The organism is Roseovarius sp. (genome assembly GCF_040223625.1).
Lineage (GTDB): Bacteria > Pseudomonadota > Alphaproteobacteria > Rhodobacterales > Rhodobacteraceae > Roseovarius.
Window position 1 is genome coordinate 67,122 of the sequence record NZ_JAVKFX010000030.1, and the last position, 16,746, is coordinate 83,867.

The 16,746-nt window shown below is 64.5% G+C and carries 24 protein-coding genes; 13 read left to right on the plus strand and 11 right to left on the minus strand.

Annotated features, from left to right (window positions below; genetic code table 11):
* Position 1: 1 nt before the first annotated feature.
* From RLN94_RS08790 to RLN94_RS08820, 7 genes are all read right to left on the minus strand, one after another.
* The gene (locus tag RLN94_RS08790) at positions 2–592 is read right to left on the minus strand and encodes a GNAT family N-acetyltransferase (protein ID WP_350131122.1); all 591 of its coding nucleotides are present in this window, start codon (positions 590–592) and stop codon (positions 2–4) included.
* Positions 589–1,113 (minus strand): GNAT family N-acetyltransferase, encoded by a 525-nt coding sequence (locus RLN94_RS08795; protein WP_350131125.1) that lies wholly within the window; start codon positions 1,111–1,113, stop codon positions 589–591. The genes RLN94_RS08790 and RLN94_RS08795 overlap by 4 nt, the downstream gene beginning before the upstream one ends.
* Positions 1,113–1,682 carry a GNAT family N-acetyltransferase gene (locus RLN94_RS08800; RefSeq protein WP_350131127.1) on the minus strand — a complete coding sequence of 190 codons (570 nt, stop codon included), beginning with the start codon at positions 1,680–1,682 and terminating at the stop codon, positions 1,113–1,115. The genes RLN94_RS08795 and RLN94_RS08800 overlap by 1 nt, the downstream gene beginning before the upstream one ends.
* Positions 1,679–2,239, minus strand: a complete 561-nt coding sequence (locus RLN94_RS08805) for a GNAT family N-acetyltransferase (protein WP_350131129.1) — start codon at positions 2,237–2,239, stop codon at positions 1,679–1,681. The genes RLN94_RS08800 and RLN94_RS08805 overlap by 4 nt, the downstream gene beginning before the upstream one ends.
* On the minus strand, positions 2,236–3,750 hold the full coding sequence (ffh, locus tag RLN94_RS08810; RefSeq protein ID WP_350131131.1) for a signal recognition particle protein: 1,515 nt from the start codon (positions 3,748–3,750) through the stop codon (positions 2,236–2,238). The genes RLN94_RS08805 and ffh overlap by 4 nt, the downstream gene beginning before the upstream one ends.
* A 222-nt stretch (positions 3,751–3,972) precedes the next feature.
* The gene (locus RLN94_RS08815; RefSeq protein ID WP_350127579.1) at positions 3,973–4,479 is read right to left on the minus strand and encodes a hypothetical protein; all 507 of its coding nucleotides are present in this window, start codon (positions 4,477–4,479) and stop codon (positions 3,973–3,975) included.
* A 112-nt stretch (positions 4,480–4,591) separates the two neighbouring features.
* On the minus strand, positions 4,592–5,182 hold the full coding sequence (locus RLN94_RS08820) for an FMN-dependent NADH-azoreductase (RefSeq protein WP_350127576.1): 591 nt from the start codon (positions 5,180–5,182) through the stop codon (positions 4,592–4,594).
* A gap of 204 nt (positions 5,183–5,386) precedes the next feature.
* Between RLN94_RS08820 and RLN94_RS08825 the strand changes: the two genes are divergently transcribed.
* The 3 genes from RLN94_RS08825 to RLN94_RS08835 all read left to right on the plus strand — a co-directional run bounded on the left by RLN94_RS08825 (position 5,387) and on the right by RLN94_RS08835 (position 7,619).
* Positions 5,387–6,268 carry a LysR family transcriptional regulator gene (locus RLN94_RS08825; protein WP_350127582.1) on the plus strand — a complete coding sequence of 294 codons (882 nt, stop codon included), beginning with the start codon at positions 5,387–5,389 and terminating at the stop codon, positions 6,266–6,268.
* Complete coding sequence (locus tag RLN94_RS08830; RefSeq protein ID WP_350127573.1) at positions 6,265–7,152, plus strand: DMT family transporter; 888 nt, start codon at positions 6,265–6,267, stop codon at positions 7,150–7,152. The genes RLN94_RS08825 and RLN94_RS08830 overlap by 4 nt, the downstream gene beginning before the upstream one ends.
* A 131-nt stretch (positions 7,153–7,283) precedes the next feature.
* Positions 7,284–7,619, plus strand: coding sequence for a hypothetical protein (locus RLN94_RS08835; protein WP_350127570.1), 336 nt, complete (start codon positions 7,284–7,286; stop codon positions 7,617–7,619).
* Between the two features lie 16 nt (positions 7,620–7,635).
* Here RLN94_RS08835 and RLN94_RS08840 read toward each other — a convergent pair whose 3' ends face one another.
* Positions 7,636–7,806 carry a YegP family protein gene (locus tag RLN94_RS08840; RefSeq protein ID WP_350127567.1) on the minus strand — a complete coding sequence of 57 codons (171 nt, stop codon included), beginning with the start codon at positions 7,804–7,806 and terminating at the stop codon, positions 7,636–7,638.
* A 16-nt stretch (positions 7,807–7,822) separates the two neighbouring features.
* On the opposite strand from RLN94_RS08840, the gene RLN94_RS08845 reads away from it, so the two are divergent.
* Positions 7,823–8,014 carry a hypothetical protein gene (locus tag RLN94_RS08845; protein WP_350127564.1) on the plus strand — a complete coding sequence of 64 codons (192 nt, stop codon included), beginning with the start codon at positions 7,823–7,825 and terminating at the stop codon, positions 8,012–8,014.
* 251 nt (positions 8,015–8,265) lie between these two features.
* On the opposite strand, the gene RLN94_RS08850 is transcribed toward RLN94_RS08845, so the two are convergent.
* Positions 8,266–9,228 (minus strand): IS1595 family transposase, encoded by a 963-nt coding sequence (locus tag RLN94_RS08850; RefSeq protein WP_350127561.1) that lies wholly within the window; start codon positions 9,226–9,228, stop codon positions 8,266–8,268.
* 98 nt (positions 9,229–9,326) lie between these two features.
* On the opposite strand from RLN94_RS08850, the gene RLN94_RS08855 reads away from it, so the two are divergent.
* Positions 9,327–9,551, plus strand: coding sequence for a DUF6471 domain-containing protein (locus RLN94_RS08855; protein ID WP_350127558.1), 225 nt, complete (start codon positions 9,327–9,329; stop codon positions 9,549–9,551).
* Positions 9,509–10,435 carry a DUF8453 domain-containing protein gene (locus tag RLN94_RS08860; RefSeq protein WP_350127555.1) on the plus strand — a complete coding sequence of 309 codons (927 nt, stop codon included), beginning with the start codon at positions 9,509–9,511 and terminating at the stop codon, positions 10,433–10,435. Before RLN94_RS08855 ends, RLN94_RS08860 begins: the two co-directional genes overlap by 43 nt.
* Positions 10,436–10,538: 103 nt before the next feature.
* On the opposite strand, the gene RLN94_RS08865 is transcribed toward RLN94_RS08860, so the two are convergent.
* Both RLN94_RS08865 and RLN94_RS08870 read right to left on the minus strand, forming a co-directional pair.
* Positions 10,539–11,537, minus strand: a complete 999-nt coding sequence (locus RLN94_RS08865) for a glycosyltransferase 61 family protein (RefSeq protein ID WP_350127552.1) — start codon at positions 11,535–11,537, stop codon at positions 10,539–10,541.
* Positions 11,527–11,856: an ArsR/SmtB family transcription factor gene (locus tag RLN94_RS08870; RefSeq protein ID WP_350127549.1), complete on the minus strand. Its 330-nt coding sequence runs from the start codon at positions 11,854–11,856 to the stop codon at positions 11,527–11,529. The genes RLN94_RS08865 and RLN94_RS08870 overlap by 11 nt, the downstream gene beginning before the upstream one ends.
* A 271-nt stretch (positions 11,857–12,127) precedes the next feature.
* Between RLN94_RS08870 and RLN94_RS08875 the strand changes: the two genes are divergently transcribed.
* The 7 genes from RLN94_RS08875 (at position 12,128) to RLN94_RS08905 (ending at position 16,396) form a co-directional block, all read left to right on the plus strand.
* Positions 12,128–12,469 (plus strand): AtpZ/AtpI family protein, encoded by a 342-nt coding sequence (locus RLN94_RS08875; protein WP_350127546.1) that lies wholly within the window; start codon positions 12,128–12,130, stop codon positions 12,467–12,469.
* Entirely contained in the window at positions 12,459–13,253 is a 795-nt protein-coding gene (locus tag RLN94_RS08880) for a F0F1 ATP synthase subunit A (RefSeq protein ID WP_350127543.1), read from the plus strand. The genes RLN94_RS08875 and RLN94_RS08880 overlap by 11 nt, the downstream gene beginning before the upstream one ends.
* A 46-nt stretch (positions 13,254–13,299) precedes the next feature.
* Entirely contained in the window at positions 13,300–13,536 is a 237-nt protein-coding gene (locus RLN94_RS08885) for a F0F1 ATP synthase subunit C (protein WP_085799500.1), read from the plus strand.
* A gap of 88 nt (positions 13,537–13,624) precedes the next feature.
* Positions 13,625–14,170, plus strand: coding sequence for a F0F1 ATP synthase subunit B' (locus tag RLN94_RS08890; protein ID WP_350158601.1), 546 nt, complete (start codon positions 13,625–13,627; stop codon positions 14,168–14,170).
* Between the two features lie 5 nt (positions 14,171–14,175).
* On the plus strand, positions 14,176–14,736 hold the full coding sequence (locus RLN94_RS08895) for a F0F1 ATP synthase subunit B (protein ID WP_350133132.1): 561 nt from the start codon (positions 14,176–14,178) through the stop codon (positions 14,734–14,736).
* Positions 14,737–15,030: 294 nt separating this feature from the next.
* Entirely contained in the window at positions 15,031–15,441 is a 411-nt protein-coding gene (locus tag RLN94_RS08900) for a methanogen output domain 1-containing protein (protein WP_350133160.1), read from the plus strand.
* Complete coding sequence (locus RLN94_RS08905; protein ID WP_350133134.1) at positions 15,425–16,396, plus strand: sensor domain-containing diguanylate cyclase; 972 nt, start codon at positions 15,425–15,427, stop codon at positions 16,394–16,396. The genes RLN94_RS08900 and RLN94_RS08905 overlap by 17 nt, the downstream gene beginning before the upstream one ends.
* Positions 16,397–16,746: the final 350 nt, after the last annotated feature.

Sequence of the window (16,746 nt, forward strand, 5' to 3'; positions counted from 1 at the left end):
GTCAGCGGCCCCCCGGTGCGGCATGGCGGTAGACGACGCAGCGGTCGGCTTCCGGCAGGGCGGCTTCGGCGGCCGTATCGCGGGTGGCGCCGAGGCGTTCGGCCAGCGCGACGGAGCGGAGGTTGTCGGCATCCACGTAGCTGACCAGACGGGTGAGGCCGAGCGGGCCGAAGGCGTGGTCGCGAACGGCCCGGGCCGCCTCGAAGGCGATGCCGCGGCCTTCGGCGTCGGGGGTGACGGCCCAGCCGAGCTCGGGCTCCATGTCGCCGGGTTCGGCGCCGATCTGGACCATGCCGAGCACGGCGCCGGAGGCGCGGTCGGTGACCGTCCAGGCGCCGTGGCCACGCAGGGGCCAGGTGCCGGTGAGCTGCATGAAGATCTCCCACGCGTCGGCGCGGGTTTGCGGGTGGCCGAAGAACGACCCGCGCGGGCCGTCGACCATGGCGGCGAAGGCGTCGAAATCCTCGATCCGGGGGGCGCGCAGGACCAGGCGCTCGGTTTCCAGCACCGGGATCAGGGCCTGCATCCGGGCGGCGAGATCGGCCGTGGCGCCGGTGGGCGGGGTTTCGTGGAAGGGGATCGGGTGGGTCATGCGCCCACCTGTTCGGTCGGGTGGCGCCAGAGCTGGCAGGGGCTGCCCAGCACCTCGACATCGCGCTCGTGCCAGCAGCCGAGGCGTTGGGCCAGTCGGATGGAGCGGGCGTTGTCGGGGGCGATGTAGGACATGATGGAGTTCATGCCGAGTTCTTCGGCGGCGTGGCGGCGGGCGGCGCGGCAGGCCTGGTAGGCATAGCCCCGGCCCTCGAACCCGTCGTAGATGTGCCAGCCCAGCTCGGGCTCGTGCCAGCCGTCGTTGTAGATCACGCCAACGCGGCCCGCGGCCTCGCCGGTTTCGCGGTGTTCGAGCATCCACATGCCGTAGCCCCGGAGGGACCAGTGGCCGATGCCGGCCATGAAGGAGCGCCAGCTGTCGTAGCGCGCCTGCGGACCGCCGACGAAGCGTGCGCGATCGGAGGCGGCGAAGCGGGCGAAGGCCTCGAAATCCTGTTCGCGGTAGCCGCGCAGGATCAGGTCTTCGGTTTCGATCACGGGGACGGAGGGGGGCAGCGACATCAGGCGTAGGCCTCCGGGCTGCCGTCATTGTCGGTCTCGAGCCCGAGCGCCGCGGGGCCCGGGTGACGATAGAGCATGTCCTCGCCCATGTTGGGGTTGTGGTAGGTGCGCTCGTAGGTGGCGCCCATGCGTTCGGCCAGCGCGACCGAGCGGGTGTTGCCGGGCACGATGTTCGAGGTGAGCGTGGTCAGGCCGAGATCGGTATAGGCCCAGTCGCGGGCGCGGGTTGCGGCCTCGTAGGCGATGCCCTTGCCCTCGTAGCCGTCGAAGACGACCCAGCCCACTTCCGGCTCGGGCCAGCCCTCGGGCTCCCATATGCCGGAGATGCCGCAGGCCTCGCCGGTCTCCTTCATCTCGATGGTGAAGTAGCCGTAGCCGCGCAGGGCCCAGTGGCCGATATTGGCCGCGAACCAGCGCCAGGCGGTGGGGCGGTCCTTTTCCACGCCGAAGCCCCAGGCGCGGACCGGGTCGGTGAGGAAGGCGCAGAGCGGCTCGAAATCGGCAGGCTCCGGCGCGCGCAGGATCAGGCGGGGGGTTTCCAGCCGGGGGATGTGCAGCGCGAGGGTCATTGCGCGGCCCTTTCGGCGGGGCGGGCGTGGCGGTAGACGAGGTCGGTTTCGTCTTCGCCGCGCGCGTCGCGGTCGAGGGTGGCGCCGAGGCGTTCGGCCAGCGCGATGGAGCGGGTGTTGGCCGGGTCGATATAGCTGACCAGCGTCGGCAGGCCGCGTTCGGTGAAGGCCCAGTCGCGGGCGGCGGTGGCGGCCTCGAAGGCGTAGCCGTGGCCCTCGAACCCGTCGTAGAGGTGCCAGCCGATCTCGGTTTCCGGGTAGGTGTCGTGGTTGAGGATGCCGACCGCGCCGACAAGGGCGCCGTCGGAGCGGCGTTCCACGTGCCAGGGGCCGTAGCCGAAGAGCGGCCAGTGGCCCAGCTCGGCGGCGAATTCCTTCCACGCGGCGGGGCGGTCGAGCTGGAACATGTGCGCCGCGCGGTCGCTGGCGACGAGGGCGCAATAGGCCTCGAACTCCTCGGCGCGCGGGGCGCGGAGGATCAGGCGCACGGTCTCGAGCCGGGGGATGGCCCCCACGCCGTCGACCGCCGGGCCGGATATCCGGGCCGCGTCGTTCATTTCTTCTTGCCGAACCCGCTGAGGCCCGGCGGCAGGGACTGGCCGCCGCCCATGCCGGGGAAACCGCCGGGCATGCCGCGGCCGGAGCCCATCTGCTTGGCTGCCTGTTCGATGGCCTTGGGGTCCATCCCCTGGGCCATCTCCTCGGGCGAGGGGCCGCCCTTGCCGAACATGCCTTTCATGGCCTGTTTCAGCATGCCGCCTTTGCCCATCTTGCCCATCTTCTTCATCATGTCGCCCATCTGCCGCTGCATCTTGAGCAGTTTGTTGAGCTCGGAAACTTCCATGCCGGCGCCCGCGGCGATGCGCTTCTTGCGGGAGGCCTGGAGGATCTTGGGGTTGGCGCGTTCCTTCTTTGTCATGGACTGGATCAGGGCGATCTGCTGGACGAGCATCCGGTCGTCTATGCCGGCGCCTTCCATCTGTTTTGCCATTTTCCCCATGCCGGGCATCATGCCCATCATGCCTTCCATGCCGCCCATCTTCTGCATCTGCTCGAGCTGCATCTTCAGGTCGTTCATGTTGAACTGACCCTTCTGGAAGCGCTTCATCATGCGCTCGGCCTGTTCGGCCTCGATGGTCTGCTGGGCTTTCTCGACGAGGCTGACGATGTCGCCCATGCCGAGGATGCGGCCGGCGATGCGTTCGGGCTCGAAGGTTTCGATGGCGTCCATCTTCTCGCCGGTGCCGACGAAGCGGATGGGCTTGCCGGTGATGGCGCGCATCGAGAGGGCGGCACCGCCGCGGCCGTCGCCGTCCATACGGGTGAGGACGACGCCGGTGACGCCGATCTTGTCGTCGAATTCGGTGGCGACGTTGACGGCATCCTGACCGGTCAGGCCGTCGACCACGAGCAGGGTTTCGCGCGGGTTGGCGACATCGCGCACATCCGCCGCCTGCTGAATCAGCTCGGCGTCGATGTGGAGGCGGCCAGCGGTGTCGAGCATGTAGACGTCGTAGCCGCCGAGGCTGGCCTGCGTCTTGGCGCGCTTGGCGATGGTGACCGGGTCTTCGCCCTTGACGATGGGGAGGGTGTCGACGCCGACCTGTTGGCCGAGGATCTGGAGCTGTTCCATGGCCGCCGGGCGGTTGACGTCGAGCGAGGCCATCAGCACGCGCTTGCCGTCGCGTTCCTTGAGGCGCTTGGCGAGCTTGGCGGTGGTGGTGGTCTTGCCCGAGCCCTGCAGGCCGACCATGAGGATCGGGGCGGGCGCGTTGTCGATCTTGAGCGCGCCGGGGTCGCCTTCGCCCGTCAGCGTGTCGACCAGCGCGTCGTGGACTATCTTGACGACCTGCTGGCCCGGGGTGACGGATTTCGTCACGGCCTGGCCGGTGGCCTGATCCTGTACCTTCTTGATGAATTCGCGCGCGACGGGGAGGGAGACGTCGGCCTCCAAGAGCGCGACGCGGACCTCGCGCAGGGCGGTCTTGACGTCATCCTCGGAGAGCGCGCCCTGTTTCGTCAGCCGGTCGAGGACGCCGGAAAGGCGTTCTGATAGATTTTCAAACATGCCTGCGGCCTCCTTCGCCGGTTTCTGTCATGCCCCCCGAACATAGGAGAGGCGGTTCAAATCATAAACGCCCCCACGGGCGAAACTCGCTGGTGGGGGGCGATCCCGGGCAGGGCCCATGGGACCGGAAGCGTCAGGAACTTCCGGAAATTTGAGGCTGCGTTAAGCCGAAAGCGGCGGGGAGTCAAGCGCAGGCTGCCGGTGGGGGCGGCAGAGAGGGGCTCAGGCGGGCTGGCTCTGGCTGCGGCTGGCGGCGAGCCAATCGTTGATGGCGGCGACGAGGCGGGCGGCGCCGGTGCCGGAAGAGAAGACCTCGGTGATGGGGTGGAGGGTTTCGCCGAGGCCGGTGCCGTCGTCGAGCACGAGGGCCGGGCGGAAGAGGCGCTGGCGGGACTTGCCCGTACTGCGGGTGCTTTCGGTGGTGGCGCGGACCAGTTCGACCAGCGGCAGCGTGGTCTCGCGGTGGCCGAGCATGGTGCGGCGGCGGATCGTGGCGGTCTGGGCCGCCGCATCGAGGACCACCTGCAGCCGTTCGACGAAGACGCACATGGCCGCGAAACCGAGCCCGCCGCCGAGTGTTCCGAAGGCCAGCCCCAGCCATTCGCCGGCGAAGACCAGCAAGACGCCCGGGGTGACGAAGGCCATGACGAAGCCGAAGAGCGCGATGGCGAGCAGCAGCGGCACCTGTTCGGCGACCAGCATGTCCGGCGTGTTGCGGTGTATCTTCATCGGCGCCCTTAAAGCCATTTTTGTACGGAAGATAGCAAATTTGCGGCCTTCGGGGCGGAAAAACCGCCGTCCGCGGCGGGGCGGGCGGCGGTTTGCTCATGTGACCGGCCGGTCAGGCGGCGGCGCGCAGCTCTGCGATCTGCTCGAGGGCCTTTGCCTTGCCGGCCTCGGCGTCGGCACCGAGGCGGTCGGCGGCGATCACGGTGACGTCGGTGATGCCCATGAAGCCGAGGATGAACTTCAGGTAGGGCGTGGCGTGGTCGATCTCGGACCCGGCGCCGGTGCCGCCGGAGGCGAGCGCGATGATAGCACGCTTGCCGGTGAGCAGGCCGACGGGGCCCTGTTCGGTATAGTTGAAGGTCAGGCCGACGCGGGCCACGAGGTCGACCCAGGCCTTGAGGGCGGCGGGGATCGAGAAGTTGTAGACCGGCAGGCCGATGACGATGGTGTCGGCCTGTTTCAACTCGGCGACGAGCGCGTCGGACTGGGCGAGCACGGCCTGCTGGGCCGGGGTGCGGCTGTCGGCGGGTGTGAAGTTGGCGCCGACCCAGTCTTCGGTGACATGGGGCAGGGGCGTGTCGGCGACATCGCGGGTGATGACGCGGGCGCCGGGGTGGTTGGCGACGACGCGCGCCGAGAGGTCACGGCTGACGGAGTCGGTGTGACGGGCGGAGGCATCGATATGCAGGATGGTGTGGGTCATGGGGTGTCCTCGGACAGGTGGGTTGCGATTGGCATGAAGATTGGCTTGTGCTGGTGCGAACGCAACGATAGAAATGGCGCAGGCTATGTTGATATTCGCACATGAGTTAGCGGACGGTTTCGCACGCCGCAGAGGGAGCGGATATCGGATGGCCGGGACCGGGCCCCTATGGGCCGAAAGACCCGGAGGGTAAGAGTGATGCCGATGGACAACTGGGATGAAATCCGGACCGCGTATAACGTTGCCCGGATCGGGACGGTGAGCGGCGCGGCAGAGGTGCTGGGTGTGCACCATGCCACCGTGATCCGGCATATCGACGCGCTGGAGGAGCGGCTGGGCGTGAAGCTGTTCCAGCGCCATGCGCGGGGGTACACGCCCACCGAAGCCGGCGAGGACCTGCTGCGCGTGGCGCAGGCCACCGATGACCAGTTCAGCCAGCTGGCCGGCCGGATCAAGGGGCGCGGCAACGACGTGTCGGGCGAGCTGGTGGTGACCACGCTGGGCGGCCTGAGCCACCTGCTGGTGCCGGTGCTGGCGGATTTCCAGAAGGAGCATCCCGAGATCGTGGTGCGTTTCCTGACCGGCGAGCGGCTGTTCCGGCTGGAATATGGCGAGGCGCATGTGGCGGTGCGCGCCGGCAACCCGCCGGACCAGCCCGACAACGTGGTGCAGCCCTTTCACAAGCAGCGGATCACGCTGTTCGCCAGCGAAGGCTATGCCGCGGCGCACGGGCTGCCCGAGGATGTGAGCGACTATCACAAGCACCGGTTCGTCAGCGCCGACGACCCCAAGTCGCGCGCGCCCTTCGCCAAGTGGCTGCGCGATACCGTGCCGGTGGAATGCATCACCTTCCGCAGCGGCGACGTGCATGCCCAGCGGCGGGCGATCCGCGAGGGGGCCGGGATCGGTTTCATGTCGCGGCTGCAGGCCGAGGAGATGGGCGGTTTGGTCGAGGTGACCGAACCGCGCGAGGAATGGGCGGCGCCACTGTGGCTGGTCACCCATATGGACCTGCACCGGACGACGAAGGTGCAGGCCTTCCTGGCCTTCCTGAAGGATCGTGCGAAGGCCTGGGAGGACCTATGACCGAAGCGATGAAGGGGCATCTGGCGATGCTCTGCTTCTCGGCGCTGGTCGCCGGGTCGTTCGCGCTGGGCTCGATGGCGGCGAACCACGTGGAGCCGGTGGTGCTCAACGCCGTGCGGTTCATGGCGGCCTCGGTCATCCTGGGCGTGGCGGCGCACGTGGTGGCCGGCATTCCGCGCAAGGCCTTCGCCGCGCCGTGGCGGTACCTGCTGCTGGGCGGATCGATGGGGCTGTATTTCGTGCTGATGTTCGAGGGGCTGAAGACCGCCGAGCCGGTCTCGGCCGCGGCGGTGTTCACGCTGACGCCGATCCTGTCGGGGATGTTCGGCTACCTGTTGCTGCGGCAGGTGACGACGGCACGGATGGCGCTGGCGCTGGCCGTGGGGGCGGTGGGCGCGCTGTGGGTGATCTTCGACGCGAGCTGGCAGGACGTGGCGGCGTTCGAGGTTGGGCGCGGCGAGATCGTCTATTTCTGGGGCTGCGTGGCGCATGCGGTCTATACGCCGATGGTCAGGCTGCTGAACCGCGGGGAGAAGCCGGTGGTGTTCTCCTTCGGGGCCATGGTCGGCGCGACGGTGCTGGTGACGGCGGCCGGGTGGCAGAAGCTGATGGCGACCGAGTGGGCGACGCTGCCGCCGATCGTCTGGGTGACGATCACCTACACCGCGGTGATGGCGACGGCGGTGACCTTCGTGCTGTTGCAGTTCGCCAGCCTGCGCCTGCCGAGTGCGAAGGTGATGGCCTATACGTACCTCACGCCCACATGGGTGGCCTGCTGGCAGGCGGCGCTGGGCAAGGGGCTGCCGCCGGGGATGGTGCTGTTGGGCGTGGGGATGACGGTGGTGGCGCTGGTGCTTTTGTTGAAGGACGAGCACCCGGGCTGAGGTGGGGAAATTTTCCGGGGCGGAAAATTGTCCGGAAGATGGAATTTTCCGGTGCCTCCGGCGGAGATATTTCCGGCCTTATGTATCAAGCGCACCAAGTATAGCACGCCGGATTCCTGTATTGAATCCCCATGCAGGACAGAACCATCAATAACGCGCTGCTGGCGCTACGTAGGCAGGGTGGATCGCAAGGCAAGTTGGCTGACGTGCTGTTGGAATTGCGCGGTGTAGATCCGCCCAGGTACTACCAAAACGAACCGGCCAAGCGCGGCCAGACTGCAAGGTTTGTGCTTGACGCGCTAAAGGACGGCCCAAAGACCTGCCCACAAATCGCGGACATGCTGGCGCTAGATAGGCCAGACCTTGTGCGCAAGCTGCTGCTGCATCGCGTGTATAACGCGCTGTGCAGGCTTGAGGTTAAGGGGCGGGTGAGGCGTGAGGGGCAGGTGTGGAAGCTGGCCCCGTAGGGCCAGCTGAAGACCGTTACGGCTGAACGATCGGTGCCGTTGAAGAGCCCTTAACAAGGCGAATTGCCGAAAGGCAATCTCCTTTGTTATGGTATCCTTCACCGGAGTTGGCGATGATCCGGCTATTGCCAGCGACCAGACGCCACCGCCATTGGCGGTTTACATCAACATAGACTACATAGGTCATATTGAGGTCTCCAAAGATGAAATCCTATCTTTTCAGCTACGAATTTCAGGGCCAGAACTGGAACTTCGAGATACCAGCCCATTCTCAAGCTGAAGCAATGATGCGGCTTTCCAAGATCGCTCACGCGTCATTTGACGGTGAGGCCGTCCTGAAAATCGCTGCCCCAAAAGGCCCGGTTTCGAGCATTCTTGCTCGCATTGGGCTTTAGGCGCTCATCTCCGTTATCTTTTCATTTTAACCTCCATCGGCTCTGTTTTCAGGGCCGATGGCGCTTGCAATCTGCTTCACCAAGATGCTATGATTCCTCCGTGATCACAAATTCCAATCGCCACCGGCGGTTCTAGTTAAATGCAGGTCAGAGGCTGAATCTGGCCTGCATTTTCTATTTTACCCGATTCGTTGACGGAGGGGCAAGTGCTTGCGAGGGCGATAGCGAAATCCGCAAGATATAGTGGCCTCTTACGATGCGCGCTGCCAGTACCCCTTCCACGTCCGGCTGACCGGCGCGCCCATCGCGTTGGCCACCAGACGGTGCGCCAGTTCGCCGTTGTCGCTGCGGCGGTTATCTTCCAGCCACGCGGCGTGGTTCGCGTACTGGTAAAGGTACTGCGGCGAAACGTGGTGGTGTTGACCGGCCACCATGCGGCGCAGGCGGGAAAAGTAGCTTTCCGCCATATTGGTGTGCTTGCCGTGGTCGCTGTAGCACTCGCTGTGGTTCACGCGATCCACATTCCAGCCCGTGTGCAGCAAGTCCCAATGGCTCGCCTCGTCGGCTGACATGGTGGCCATGCGGCAGACATTCTCGTTTGCCAGCGCAACGCCTTCGCCCTCGTCTTTGGCGACGAACGGCAGGGTACGGCCCTCACGCACACGCATGGCGATAACCACGCGCCGTTTGCCGGTCTGGTTCTCTTTCCGGCGGCGGTCTTTCCGATCTTCCTTGCGGTTCTCGGGGCGAACGTGACCGCCAAAATACGCACCGTCGATTTCGATGTGGCCTTCCAGAACTTCGCCGGTCTGGATTTCTTCTGCCATCGCTTCGCGCAGCTTGTGGGCCAGCACGAAGGCGGTCTTGTACTGGCAGTCCAGATCGCGGGAAAGCTGGATCATGGAGACGCCCTTGGCACCATTCACGATGATGCAGATGGCGGCAAGCAGGTCCACGAAGTCCATCTTGCGGCTGGCAAAGATGGTGCCGGAGGTCACCGAAAACTGGTGGTGGCAGTTCTTGCACTTGAACTTGCGGCGGGTGGTGATCTTGTAGGTTTCCTCGTGGCCGCAGCAGGGACAGACAGCCTCGCCATCCGTCTCGGGCCAGCGCATTTCGCAGAAGGTGCGATAAGCCGCTTCCTCGCCTGCCTTGTAGATCTGGCGAAGGCTGAGGGTGCGGGATGCTGCTGAGAGAAGGAAATGTTGGGTCATCATACTGTTTCCGTTAGGTTCATAACGAATATAGTAAGATGATATACTGTATTCAATAGCCTATATACTAAAGAAGATAGGTTATTATCGGAGGCGGTATGCCGCAGCAAACGGAATGGGAAGCCAAGGCGGCGGGATTGCTCAAGGCTGAGTTGAAAAGAAAAGGCGTGACATACGCTGGGCTTGTTGAAAGGCTGTCAGCTATTGGAATCGAAGAAAAAGAGGTGAACGTCGCGAATAAGCTATCCAGGGGAAAGTTTAGCGCGGCGTTTATGCTGGCATGTCTAAGCGTGATTGGGGTGGGGTCTTTGCACTTGGATTGATCCTTGTCGCCCTTCTGGGCTGGGGTATCTATTCCACAGGCCTAAAACTGGGAGAAACCAAAGCCAAGAACACCCATTACTCCAGCAGCTATGCCCGCCATGCCGCCAATCAGATACGCCGTACCTGCCTGACTGGTGAGGGTGGAGATATTGCGGAATGCGTAACTGAAGTAATAACAACCACAAATGAACATGAGCGCGCTCAAGATGACCTTGAAGCTCAAACTAAAATGGCGCTCTGGGCGTTTTGGATGCTTGTAGCCACTGTAGTAATGGCGGCGATTACTGCGCTCGGTGTCATTTTTGTGTGGCAAACGCTCAAAGCCACTCAGAAAATGGCTGAGGATACCAGAGATATTGGTGAGGCTCAGGTCCGCGCCTACGTTACGTGTCGGGACGGCGACTTTCGGATCACCCCCCATGGAGTTCAATGCAACATCCCTATTGAGAATGTAGGGCAATCGCCCGCGCTCCGCGTCAGGGCGAACTGCATCATTGAATACGTCGACCAGCCCAATCAAGGAAATAAACGGCTTGATATCCTGTGTGGAATTTCGGAAGCGATCTCTCCCAATGGTACCGAAATCGCTGGTTCTTACTGCAATGTTAAAGGAGACCCTGGCGTCATCTATACCAGCAGGACACCTGAAAAACCCTTGCCCGAAATAAGTGAAAATGCCGCCGAAGTTCTCCTTTCCAGATCCGCCCTCTTTCTTACCGCACAGGTAACTATCGGCTGGACCGATGTTTTTGATGTTCGGAGAAACATCACGTTTGAGATGGTGGCTGATAGGGCAGCACCGATCCAAAACGACGCTAACGGCAACCGGTTCCGTAAAGGCGTCCTCCATCGCAAAAAGAGCATGTGGTACAGGGAAGTTTAAGAGCAGCACCGCTATCAGTAGCTTGGTGCGTTTGATACATAAGGCCGGATATTTCCAGCCAGAAGAAGCCGGGGTCGGTGATCTCCCGTGACGTGGCCCGTGGCTAGAGGAAGCCGGCGCTGTCGAGTTCCTCCTCGACCACGGCGAAGTCGATCGGAGTGGCGGCCTCGCTGGGGTGGGGGGTGTCCTCGGTTTTCGGCAGGACCGGGCGGATCAGGCTGACCTCGGACTGCGCGAAGGCCTCGATCTGGGCGGTGAAGGCGTCGAAGACCTTGGGCCGGTGGCGTCGCTGGATGAGGCCGACGCGGGCGCCCGGCTGCATCGAGAAGGGCGCGAGGTGGAAGGCCGAGCCGTCGCCGCCGACGAGGGTGCGGGCGGCCATGTAGAAGGCGAGCTGTTCCTCGATCGTGTGGTCCTGCGGGTGGAAGATGTGGTAGCCCGCGCGGCGCATCAGGTCCTCGATCTTCTGCTCGTCATGGACCTGTTTTTCCTCCTGCTTGAGCGCGGAGCGGGAGATGTAGAGCTTTTCCGGCCCTTCCGGCTTGATGTGGCGGGCGATGCGGGCGCGGATTTCGCGGCGGTAGATTTCGGTGCCCGCGACCCAGCCCAGCGGCCCGAAGCCGGGCGAGGGCAGGAGCAGGGTTTCGTAGCGGCTGGGATACTTGGCGAGGTGGACCGGCAGGCCCTCGGTCAGCATCGACAGGAAACTGCCGTAGCGGCGGTCAAGGGCGACGGAGAAATCCATGCCGTCCTTGGGGATGATGACGATGCCGTCGAGCTCGTCCCGGTAGGGGCCGAGGGCCCAGAGGCGGATCAGCGTCTCGACGACGAAATGGCCGAAATGGTGCCGCCCGATGCCGACGAAGAGCCAGCGGCCGGGGACGATCTCGGCGAAGGGGGTCTGTTCGAGCTGCGGGATGCCGGAGAGGCGGGCGCCGGAGAGGAGCGTGCGCGACATCTGGCGGAAGCTGCCATCGGCGCGGAAGACGCCGCAGGCGGCGTCGGGGCCGGGCGCCATCGGCATGACGAGGGGGAGTTGCAGCCGCTCGACGATCGCGGGCGGCAGGCGGTCGGGCGAGAGGGGGACGTGATTATCCGTCATCGGAAAGCTCGGAGGCGAGGAAGCGTTCGAAGGCGTCGAGATTGACCGCCTCGAATTGGCCGAAGCTTTGCATCCAGATCGAGGCGTCGCGCAGGGCGTCGGGTTCCAGTTTGCACCATTTGACCCGGCCGCGCTGTTCCTGGGTGATGAGGCCCGCGCGGCTGAGGATGCCGAGATGCTTGGAGATGGCCGCGAGCGACATGTCGAAGGGCTCGGCCACGTCGGTGACGGCCATGTCATCCTCGAGCAGCATGGTGAGGATGGCGCGGCGCGTGGGGTCGGCAAGGGCCGAGAAGGCGGCATCGAGCGGGTGAGACATGGCACTTGTTAAGCCCGCTCGCGCCGCCGGCGTCAACGGGGATGATGCGGGTGAGGGGGCCGCACGCGGCAACCTCAACCGAATGGTTGAATATGGGGAAACCCGGCTTCGGGGCGCCGTAGTCGCCGGTCGCGGCCATGGAGGAAGAGTTGGCGGCCGGAGAAATGTATCTTGATCAATGGGTTACAGGCCGATTTCTGCGACGCCGCGCGTGCTTGACTCGGGGCCCGCCCGCGCATAGCAAAGGCGCAACCGTTCCGGAGGGGCAAGGGTGACCGATCCAGATGACAACGAGCGCATGGCGCAGCTCGAGGCGAGGATCAACAAGCTGAAAGGCAATGACACCCCGAAGCCTCACCAGGAAGAGCACTACAGCCAGGCGCATCTTGCCTGGCGCATGGTGATCGAACTCGTGGCCGGTCTGGCGATCGGTTTCGGCATGGGGTTCGGGCTGGACAGCCTTTTCGGCACGCTTCCGGTCTTCCTCGTGATTTTTACATTGCTGGGCTTCGTGGCCGGCATCAAGACGATGATGCGGAGCGCGAAGGAAATCCAGCAGGCGGACGACGCGCCCGACGGGGCGGAAGACAAGAGGGTGAAAGATGGCGACTGAAGTAGCGAACGGTGCCGAACACGCAGACGAGGGCGGGCTGGTTTTCCACCCGATGGATCAGTTCATCATCAAGCCGCTGTTCGGCGATGGCCCCGTGGGCATGTTCACCATCACCAACGTGACGCTGTGGATGGCGCTGACGATCCTGTGCATCTTCGCGCTGCTGGTGCTGGGAAGCTCGAGCCGGGCGCTGGTGCCGGGGCGCATCCAGTCGATCGCCGAGCTGGCCTATGGCTTCATCCGCAAGATGGTCGAGGACGTGGCGGGCAAGGACGCGCTGCCGTACTTCCCCTACATCATGACCCTGTTCATGTTCATCGTCTTCTCGAACTTCCTTGGCCTGCTGCCCGGGTCGTTCACCACCACCAGCCATATCGGCGTGACGGCGGTGCTGGCGATGGCAGTGTTCCTGACGGTCACCATCCTGGGCTTCGTCAAGCATGGCGCCGGCTTTCTCAGCCTGTTCTGGATCAGTGCCGCGCCGCTGCCGCTGCGGCCGATCCTGGCGCTGATCGAGGTGATTTCCTACTTCGTGCGCCCGGTCAGCCACTCGATCCGTCTTGCCGGCAACATGATGGCCGGCCACGCCGTGATCAAGGTGTTCGCGGCCTTCGCGCCGATGATCCTGATTTCCGCGGGGATCGGTCTTGTGGTGACCCCGCTGTCGATCGTGGCGATAACCGCGATCTACGCGCTCGAAATGCTCGTGGCCTTCATCCAGGCCTACGTGTTCACGATCCTGACCTGCGTGTACCTGAAGGATGCGCTGCATCCGCACCACTAGGGATCGAACAACCTTTTTTGCCAATTCCAACGTAAGGAGACATGAAATGGAAGGCGACGTCGTACAAATGGGTGCTTACATCGGTGCTGGTCTTGCCTGTACGGGCATGGGCGGTGCAGCTGTCGGTGTGGGCCACGTTGTGGGTAACTTCCTGTCGGGCGCCCTGCGCAACCCGTCGGCGGCCGGTGGCCAGACCGCAACCATGTTCATCGGTATCGCGTTCTCGGAAGCCCTGGGGATCTTCTCGTTCCTCGTCGCGCTTCTGCTGATGTTTGCCGTCTAAACCCTGCGGAACCTGATCCTTACGGCCGGGTGGCGGCGCGACACGCGCAGCCGCCCGGTGTATTCGGAAAGTTCCCAAGGAGGACGTCATGGCAAGCGAAACGCATGAAACTGTAAGTGCCTGCGTCGACAGTAGTGGCGGCGCGGTCGGCATGCCGCAGTTGTGCCCCGACTGGATGGGCAACCAGATCTTCTGGCTGGTCGTCACGCTGATCGTGATCTTCTTCATCCTGTCGCGCCTCGCACTGCCGCGCATCGCCGCGGTTCTGGCCGAGCGTCAGGGGACCATCACCAACGATCTGGCCGCGGCCGAGGACCTCAAGGCGAAAGCCTCCGAGGCCGAGGAAGCGTATAACAAGGCGCTGGCCGATGCCCGGTCGGAAGCCCAGAACATCATCGCCGCGACCAAGGCCGACATCAAGGCCGAGCTGGACGAGGCCACGACGAAGGCCGATGCCGAGATTGCCGCCAAGGCGGCCGAGGGCGAAAAGAAAATCAGCGAGATCCGCGCATCCGCGATGGAGAGCGTCAAGGACGTCGCCGAGGCGACGGCGCAGGAACTGGTGGCCGCGATGGGCATCAAGGCCAGCGACAAGACCATTTCGGACGCGGTGCAAACGCGGGTCAAGGGGTAAGCGACATGAAGAAGCTGATCGCAACATTCGCCGCGCTGACTGCCGGCAGCCCCGCACTGGCCGCGACGGGCCCGTTCTTCTCGCTGTCGAACACCAATTTCGTGGTGCTGATCTCGTTCCTGCTGTTCATCGCCGTCCTTCTCTATCTCAAGGTGCCTGCCCTTGTGGGCAAGCAGCTCGACAAGCGGGCGGAAGGCATCAAGTCGGAGCTGGACGAGGCGCGCGCCATCCGCGAGGAGGCGCAGACGCTGCTGGCCAGCTACGAGCGCAAGCAGAAAGAGGTGCAGGGCCAGGCGGATCGCATCGTCGCCCATGCCAAGCAGGAGGCCGCGGAGGCCGCCGAGAAGGCCAAGGCCGACCTGAAAGTGTCGATCGAGCGCCGGATCCGGGCCGCCGAAGACCAGATCGCCTCGGCCGAGGCGAGCGCGGTCAAGGAGGTGCGCGACCGGGCCGTGACCGTGGCGGTGGCCGTGGCCAAGGAAGTGGTGGCGAAGGAAATCACCGCGACGCAGGCCAACAAGCTGATCGACGAGTCGATCGCCGACGTGGAGGCCAAGCTGCACTGAGCGGCGCCTTCCGGACGATTTGCAGACGGGCCGCCATGCGCGGCCCGTTGTTTTTTTGATCGGCCGCGCGGATCGGCCGGGATCGGTTCACCCAAAATTAGGTATTTGCGCCAATGCTGCGGGAACGACCGGCGGTTCGGAAGGCCCGTGCCGTCATACGTTCCAATTGTTAAAGGTGCTTGCAATGGGTTTGGATCAATCCACGGGGGATGTCGGATCCCTTGATATCGAGCTTGCCCGGCCGGACTTTTTCGCGGACATCGCCACGACCCTGCCGGAGAGCTGGAAGACACGATCGGCCTGGTCGAGGCGTCGTCTTTCGTCGGGCAGGTCGGTGACGAGCTGGGCGCGTCGATCAGCCGGCGATACGCGGAAGCGATGCGCGGCCTTCCGGAGGAGCCGGGGGCGCTGGCGGACATCCTGTCGGACCTCAAGAGCCGGATCGGTGGCAATTTCTCGGTCGAGTCGGTGAGCGAGACGGAGATCGTGCTGGTCAACAGCGCCTGTCCCTTCGCGGACCGGGTGAAGGGGCGGCCGTCGCTCTGCATGATGACGACGAACGTGTTCGGGCGCATCGTGTCGGACGCGCGGGGCTATGCGCGGGTGAATATCGAGAAGGCGATCGCGACCGGTCACCCGGGGTGCCGCGTTCGGGTCAGCCTGCAAGACGATGATGCGGGAGACGGGTTTGAGTTCTTCAGATGAGTGCGATCCGACCCTTGCCGGGATCAGCACCATCGTCTCTGCCCTGAAACAGCCGGCGATGGTGATCGACCCGACGGGGCAAGTTCACTGTGCCAATGCCGGGGCGCAGGCCCTGATCGGCGGGCCGGGCGGGGGGGCGCTTCAGGAGGTCCTGCTGTCCTCCGAGTCGGAGCTTTGCCGCCGGCTCTCGCGGCTGACGCGGACGAGTGCGCCGGCCTACTTGCGGCTGGAGTTCTCCGGCGGCCAGCCGACGATCTTCCAGGGGTCGATGCTGCGGGGGCCGGATGGTCGAGGCAACGGGCTGATCCTGCTGGTGGCGGACAATGCCAGTGCGTTGATCGGGAAGTTCCTCAACCTGAAAACGGCGTCGCGCAAGTTCCGCCAGCAGATGGATCACAGCCAGCGGCGGCAGCGCGCCCTGCGTCAGGAGGCGGCACAGCTCAAGCGGCTGAGCGAGACCGACCCGCTGACCGGCCTGCTGAACGTGCGGGCGTTCGAGGAGAAGGTGCGCCATGCGCTGGTCGATCGGCCGGGGCGGCACGGGGCGCTGATCTTCCTGGACCTCAACGAGTTCAAGCATGTGAACGACGTGCACGGGCACGAGGCGGGGGACAAGGTGCTCAAGCACGTGGCGCAGGCGCTGACATTCCCGCCGCATAGCTGGGTGGCGACGGGGCGCATGGGCGGTGACGAGTTCGCGCTGTGGATGCCGGGCACGGCGGCCGAGGCGGTGCCGGAACTGCTGGCGAGCCTGCAGGCGCGGGTGTCGGTGCCTTATGCGCTGATCGGGCGGCACGGGCGGCTGACGGAGATCTGCATGACCGCCGCGGCCGGCGCGGCCTGCTGCCCGGATGACGCGACCGGCTATACCGCGCTGAAACGCATTGCCGACAGCCGGATGTATGGCAACAAGGCGGACAACCGGCAGAACCCGAAACACCAGCCCGCCAAATGAAAGGAGGCCGTTGAACCGGCCCCTCAATCATTCCTGCCACGGTGTAGGGGTGTGTCGGTGCCTGTTGGTCAGGCCCTCGACACGAAGGATGCCCGGGCGGCCTGGGCCGCGCGGAGGAAATTTCGGGTGGGCGAAGCCATGCCGGGGACTGTATCCGGACGGCGGTGCGCCGTTCTGCGTGCGGATTGTCCCCTTGCCGTCATATGCACGGCCTGCTCCCTGTTTCGCGGCGCTGTCCGGGCGGACCCGGTGCGCCTATGCTGTCTACCAAGGTATAGGCGAATCGCCGCGAATCGGTCAACAGCAAGTGATTCGTTTTGGGCGAATCAAACGCAATAAATGTCTCGTCA

What these genes read in the sequence shown, in the direction of transcription:
- RLN94_RS08820 (WP_350127576.1), bottom strand. Translation starts at nt 5,182, where the DNA reads ATGACCCACACCATCCTGCATATCGATGCCTCCGCCCGTCACACCGAC.
- RLN94_RS08840 (WP_350127567.1), bottom strand. Translation starts at nt 7,806, where the DNA reads ATGACCTATGTAGTCTATGTTGATGTAAACCGCCAATGGCGGTGGCGT.
- ffh (WP_350131131.1), bottom strand. Translation starts at nt 3,750, where the DNA reads ATGTTTGAAAATCTATCAGAACGCCTTTCCGGCGTCCTCGACCGGCTG.
- RLN94_RS08835 (WP_350127570.1), top strand. Translation starts at nt 7,284, where the DNA reads ATGCAGGACAGAACCATCAATAACGCGCTGCTGGCGCTACGTAGGCAG.
- RLN94_RS08865 (WP_350127552.1), bottom strand. Translation starts at nt 11,537, where the DNA reads ATGACGGATAATCACGTCCCCCTCTCGCCCGACCGCCTGCCGCCCGCG.
- RLN94_RS08815 (WP_350127579.1), bottom strand. Translation starts at nt 4,479, where the DNA reads ATGAAGATACACCGCAACACGCCGGACATGCTGGTCGCCGAACAGGTG.
- RLN94_RS08845 (WP_350127564.1), top strand. Translation starts at nt 7,823, where the DNA reads ATGAAATCCTATCTTTTCAGCTACGAATTTCAGGGCCAGAACTGGAAC.
- RLN94_RS08790 (WP_350131122.1), bottom strand. Translation starts at nt 592, where the DNA reads ATGACCCACCCGATCCCCTTCCACGAAACCCCGCCCACCGGCGCCACG.
- RLN94_RS08885 (WP_085799500.1), top strand. Translation starts at nt 13,300, where the DNA reads ATGGAAGGCGACGTCGTACAAATGGGTGCTTACATCGGTGCTGGTCTT.
- RLN94_RS08800 (WP_350131127.1), bottom strand. Translation starts at nt 1,682, where the DNA reads ATGACCCTCGCGCTGCACATCCCCCGGCTGGAAACCCCCCGCCTGATC.
- RLN94_RS08795 (WP_350131125.1), bottom strand. Translation starts at nt 1,113, where the DNA reads ATGTCGCTGCCCCCCTCCGTCCCCGTGATCGAAACCGAAGACCTGATC.
- RLN94_RS08880 (WP_350127543.1), top strand. Translation starts at nt 12,459, where the DNA reads ATGGCGACTGAAGTAGCGAACGGTGCCGAACACGCAGACGAGGGCGGG.
- RLN94_RS08890 (WP_350158601.1), top strand. Translation starts at nt 13,625, where the DNA reads ATGGCAAGCGAAACGCATGAAACTGTAAGTGCCTGCGTCGACAGTAGT.
- RLN94_RS08895 (WP_350133132.1), top strand. Translation starts at nt 14,176, where the DNA reads ATGAAGAAGCTGATCGCAACATTCGCCGCGCTGACTGCCGGCAGCCCC.
- RLN94_RS08850 (WP_350127561.1), bottom strand. Translation starts at nt 9,228, where the DNA reads ATGACCCAACATTTCCTTCTCTCAGCAGCATCCCGCACCCTCAGCCTT.
- RLN94_RS08855 (WP_350127558.1), top strand. Translation starts at nt 9,327, where the DNA reads ATGCCGCAGCAAACGGAATGGGAAGCCAAGGCGGCGGGATTGCTCAAG.
- RLN94_RS08825 (WP_350127582.1), top strand. Translation starts at nt 5,387, where the DNA reads ATGGACAACTGGGATGAAATCCGGACCGCGTATAACGTTGCCCGGATC.
- RLN94_RS08805 (WP_350131129.1), bottom strand. Translation starts at nt 2,239, where the DNA reads ATGAACGACGCGGCCCGGATATCCGGCCCGGCGGTCGACGGCGTGGGG.
- RLN94_RS08870 (WP_350127549.1), bottom strand. Translation starts at nt 11,856, where the DNA reads ATGTCTCACCCGCTCGATGCCGCCTTCTCGGCCCTTGCCGACCCCACG.
- RLN94_RS08830 (WP_350127573.1), top strand. Translation starts at nt 6,265, where the DNA reads ATGACCGAAGCGATGAAGGGGCATCTGGCGATGCTCTGCTTCTCGGCG.
- RLN94_RS08860 (WP_350127555.1), top strand. Translation starts at nt 9,509, where the DNA reads ATGTCTAAGCGTGATTGGGGTGGGGTCTTTGCACTTGGATTGATCCTT.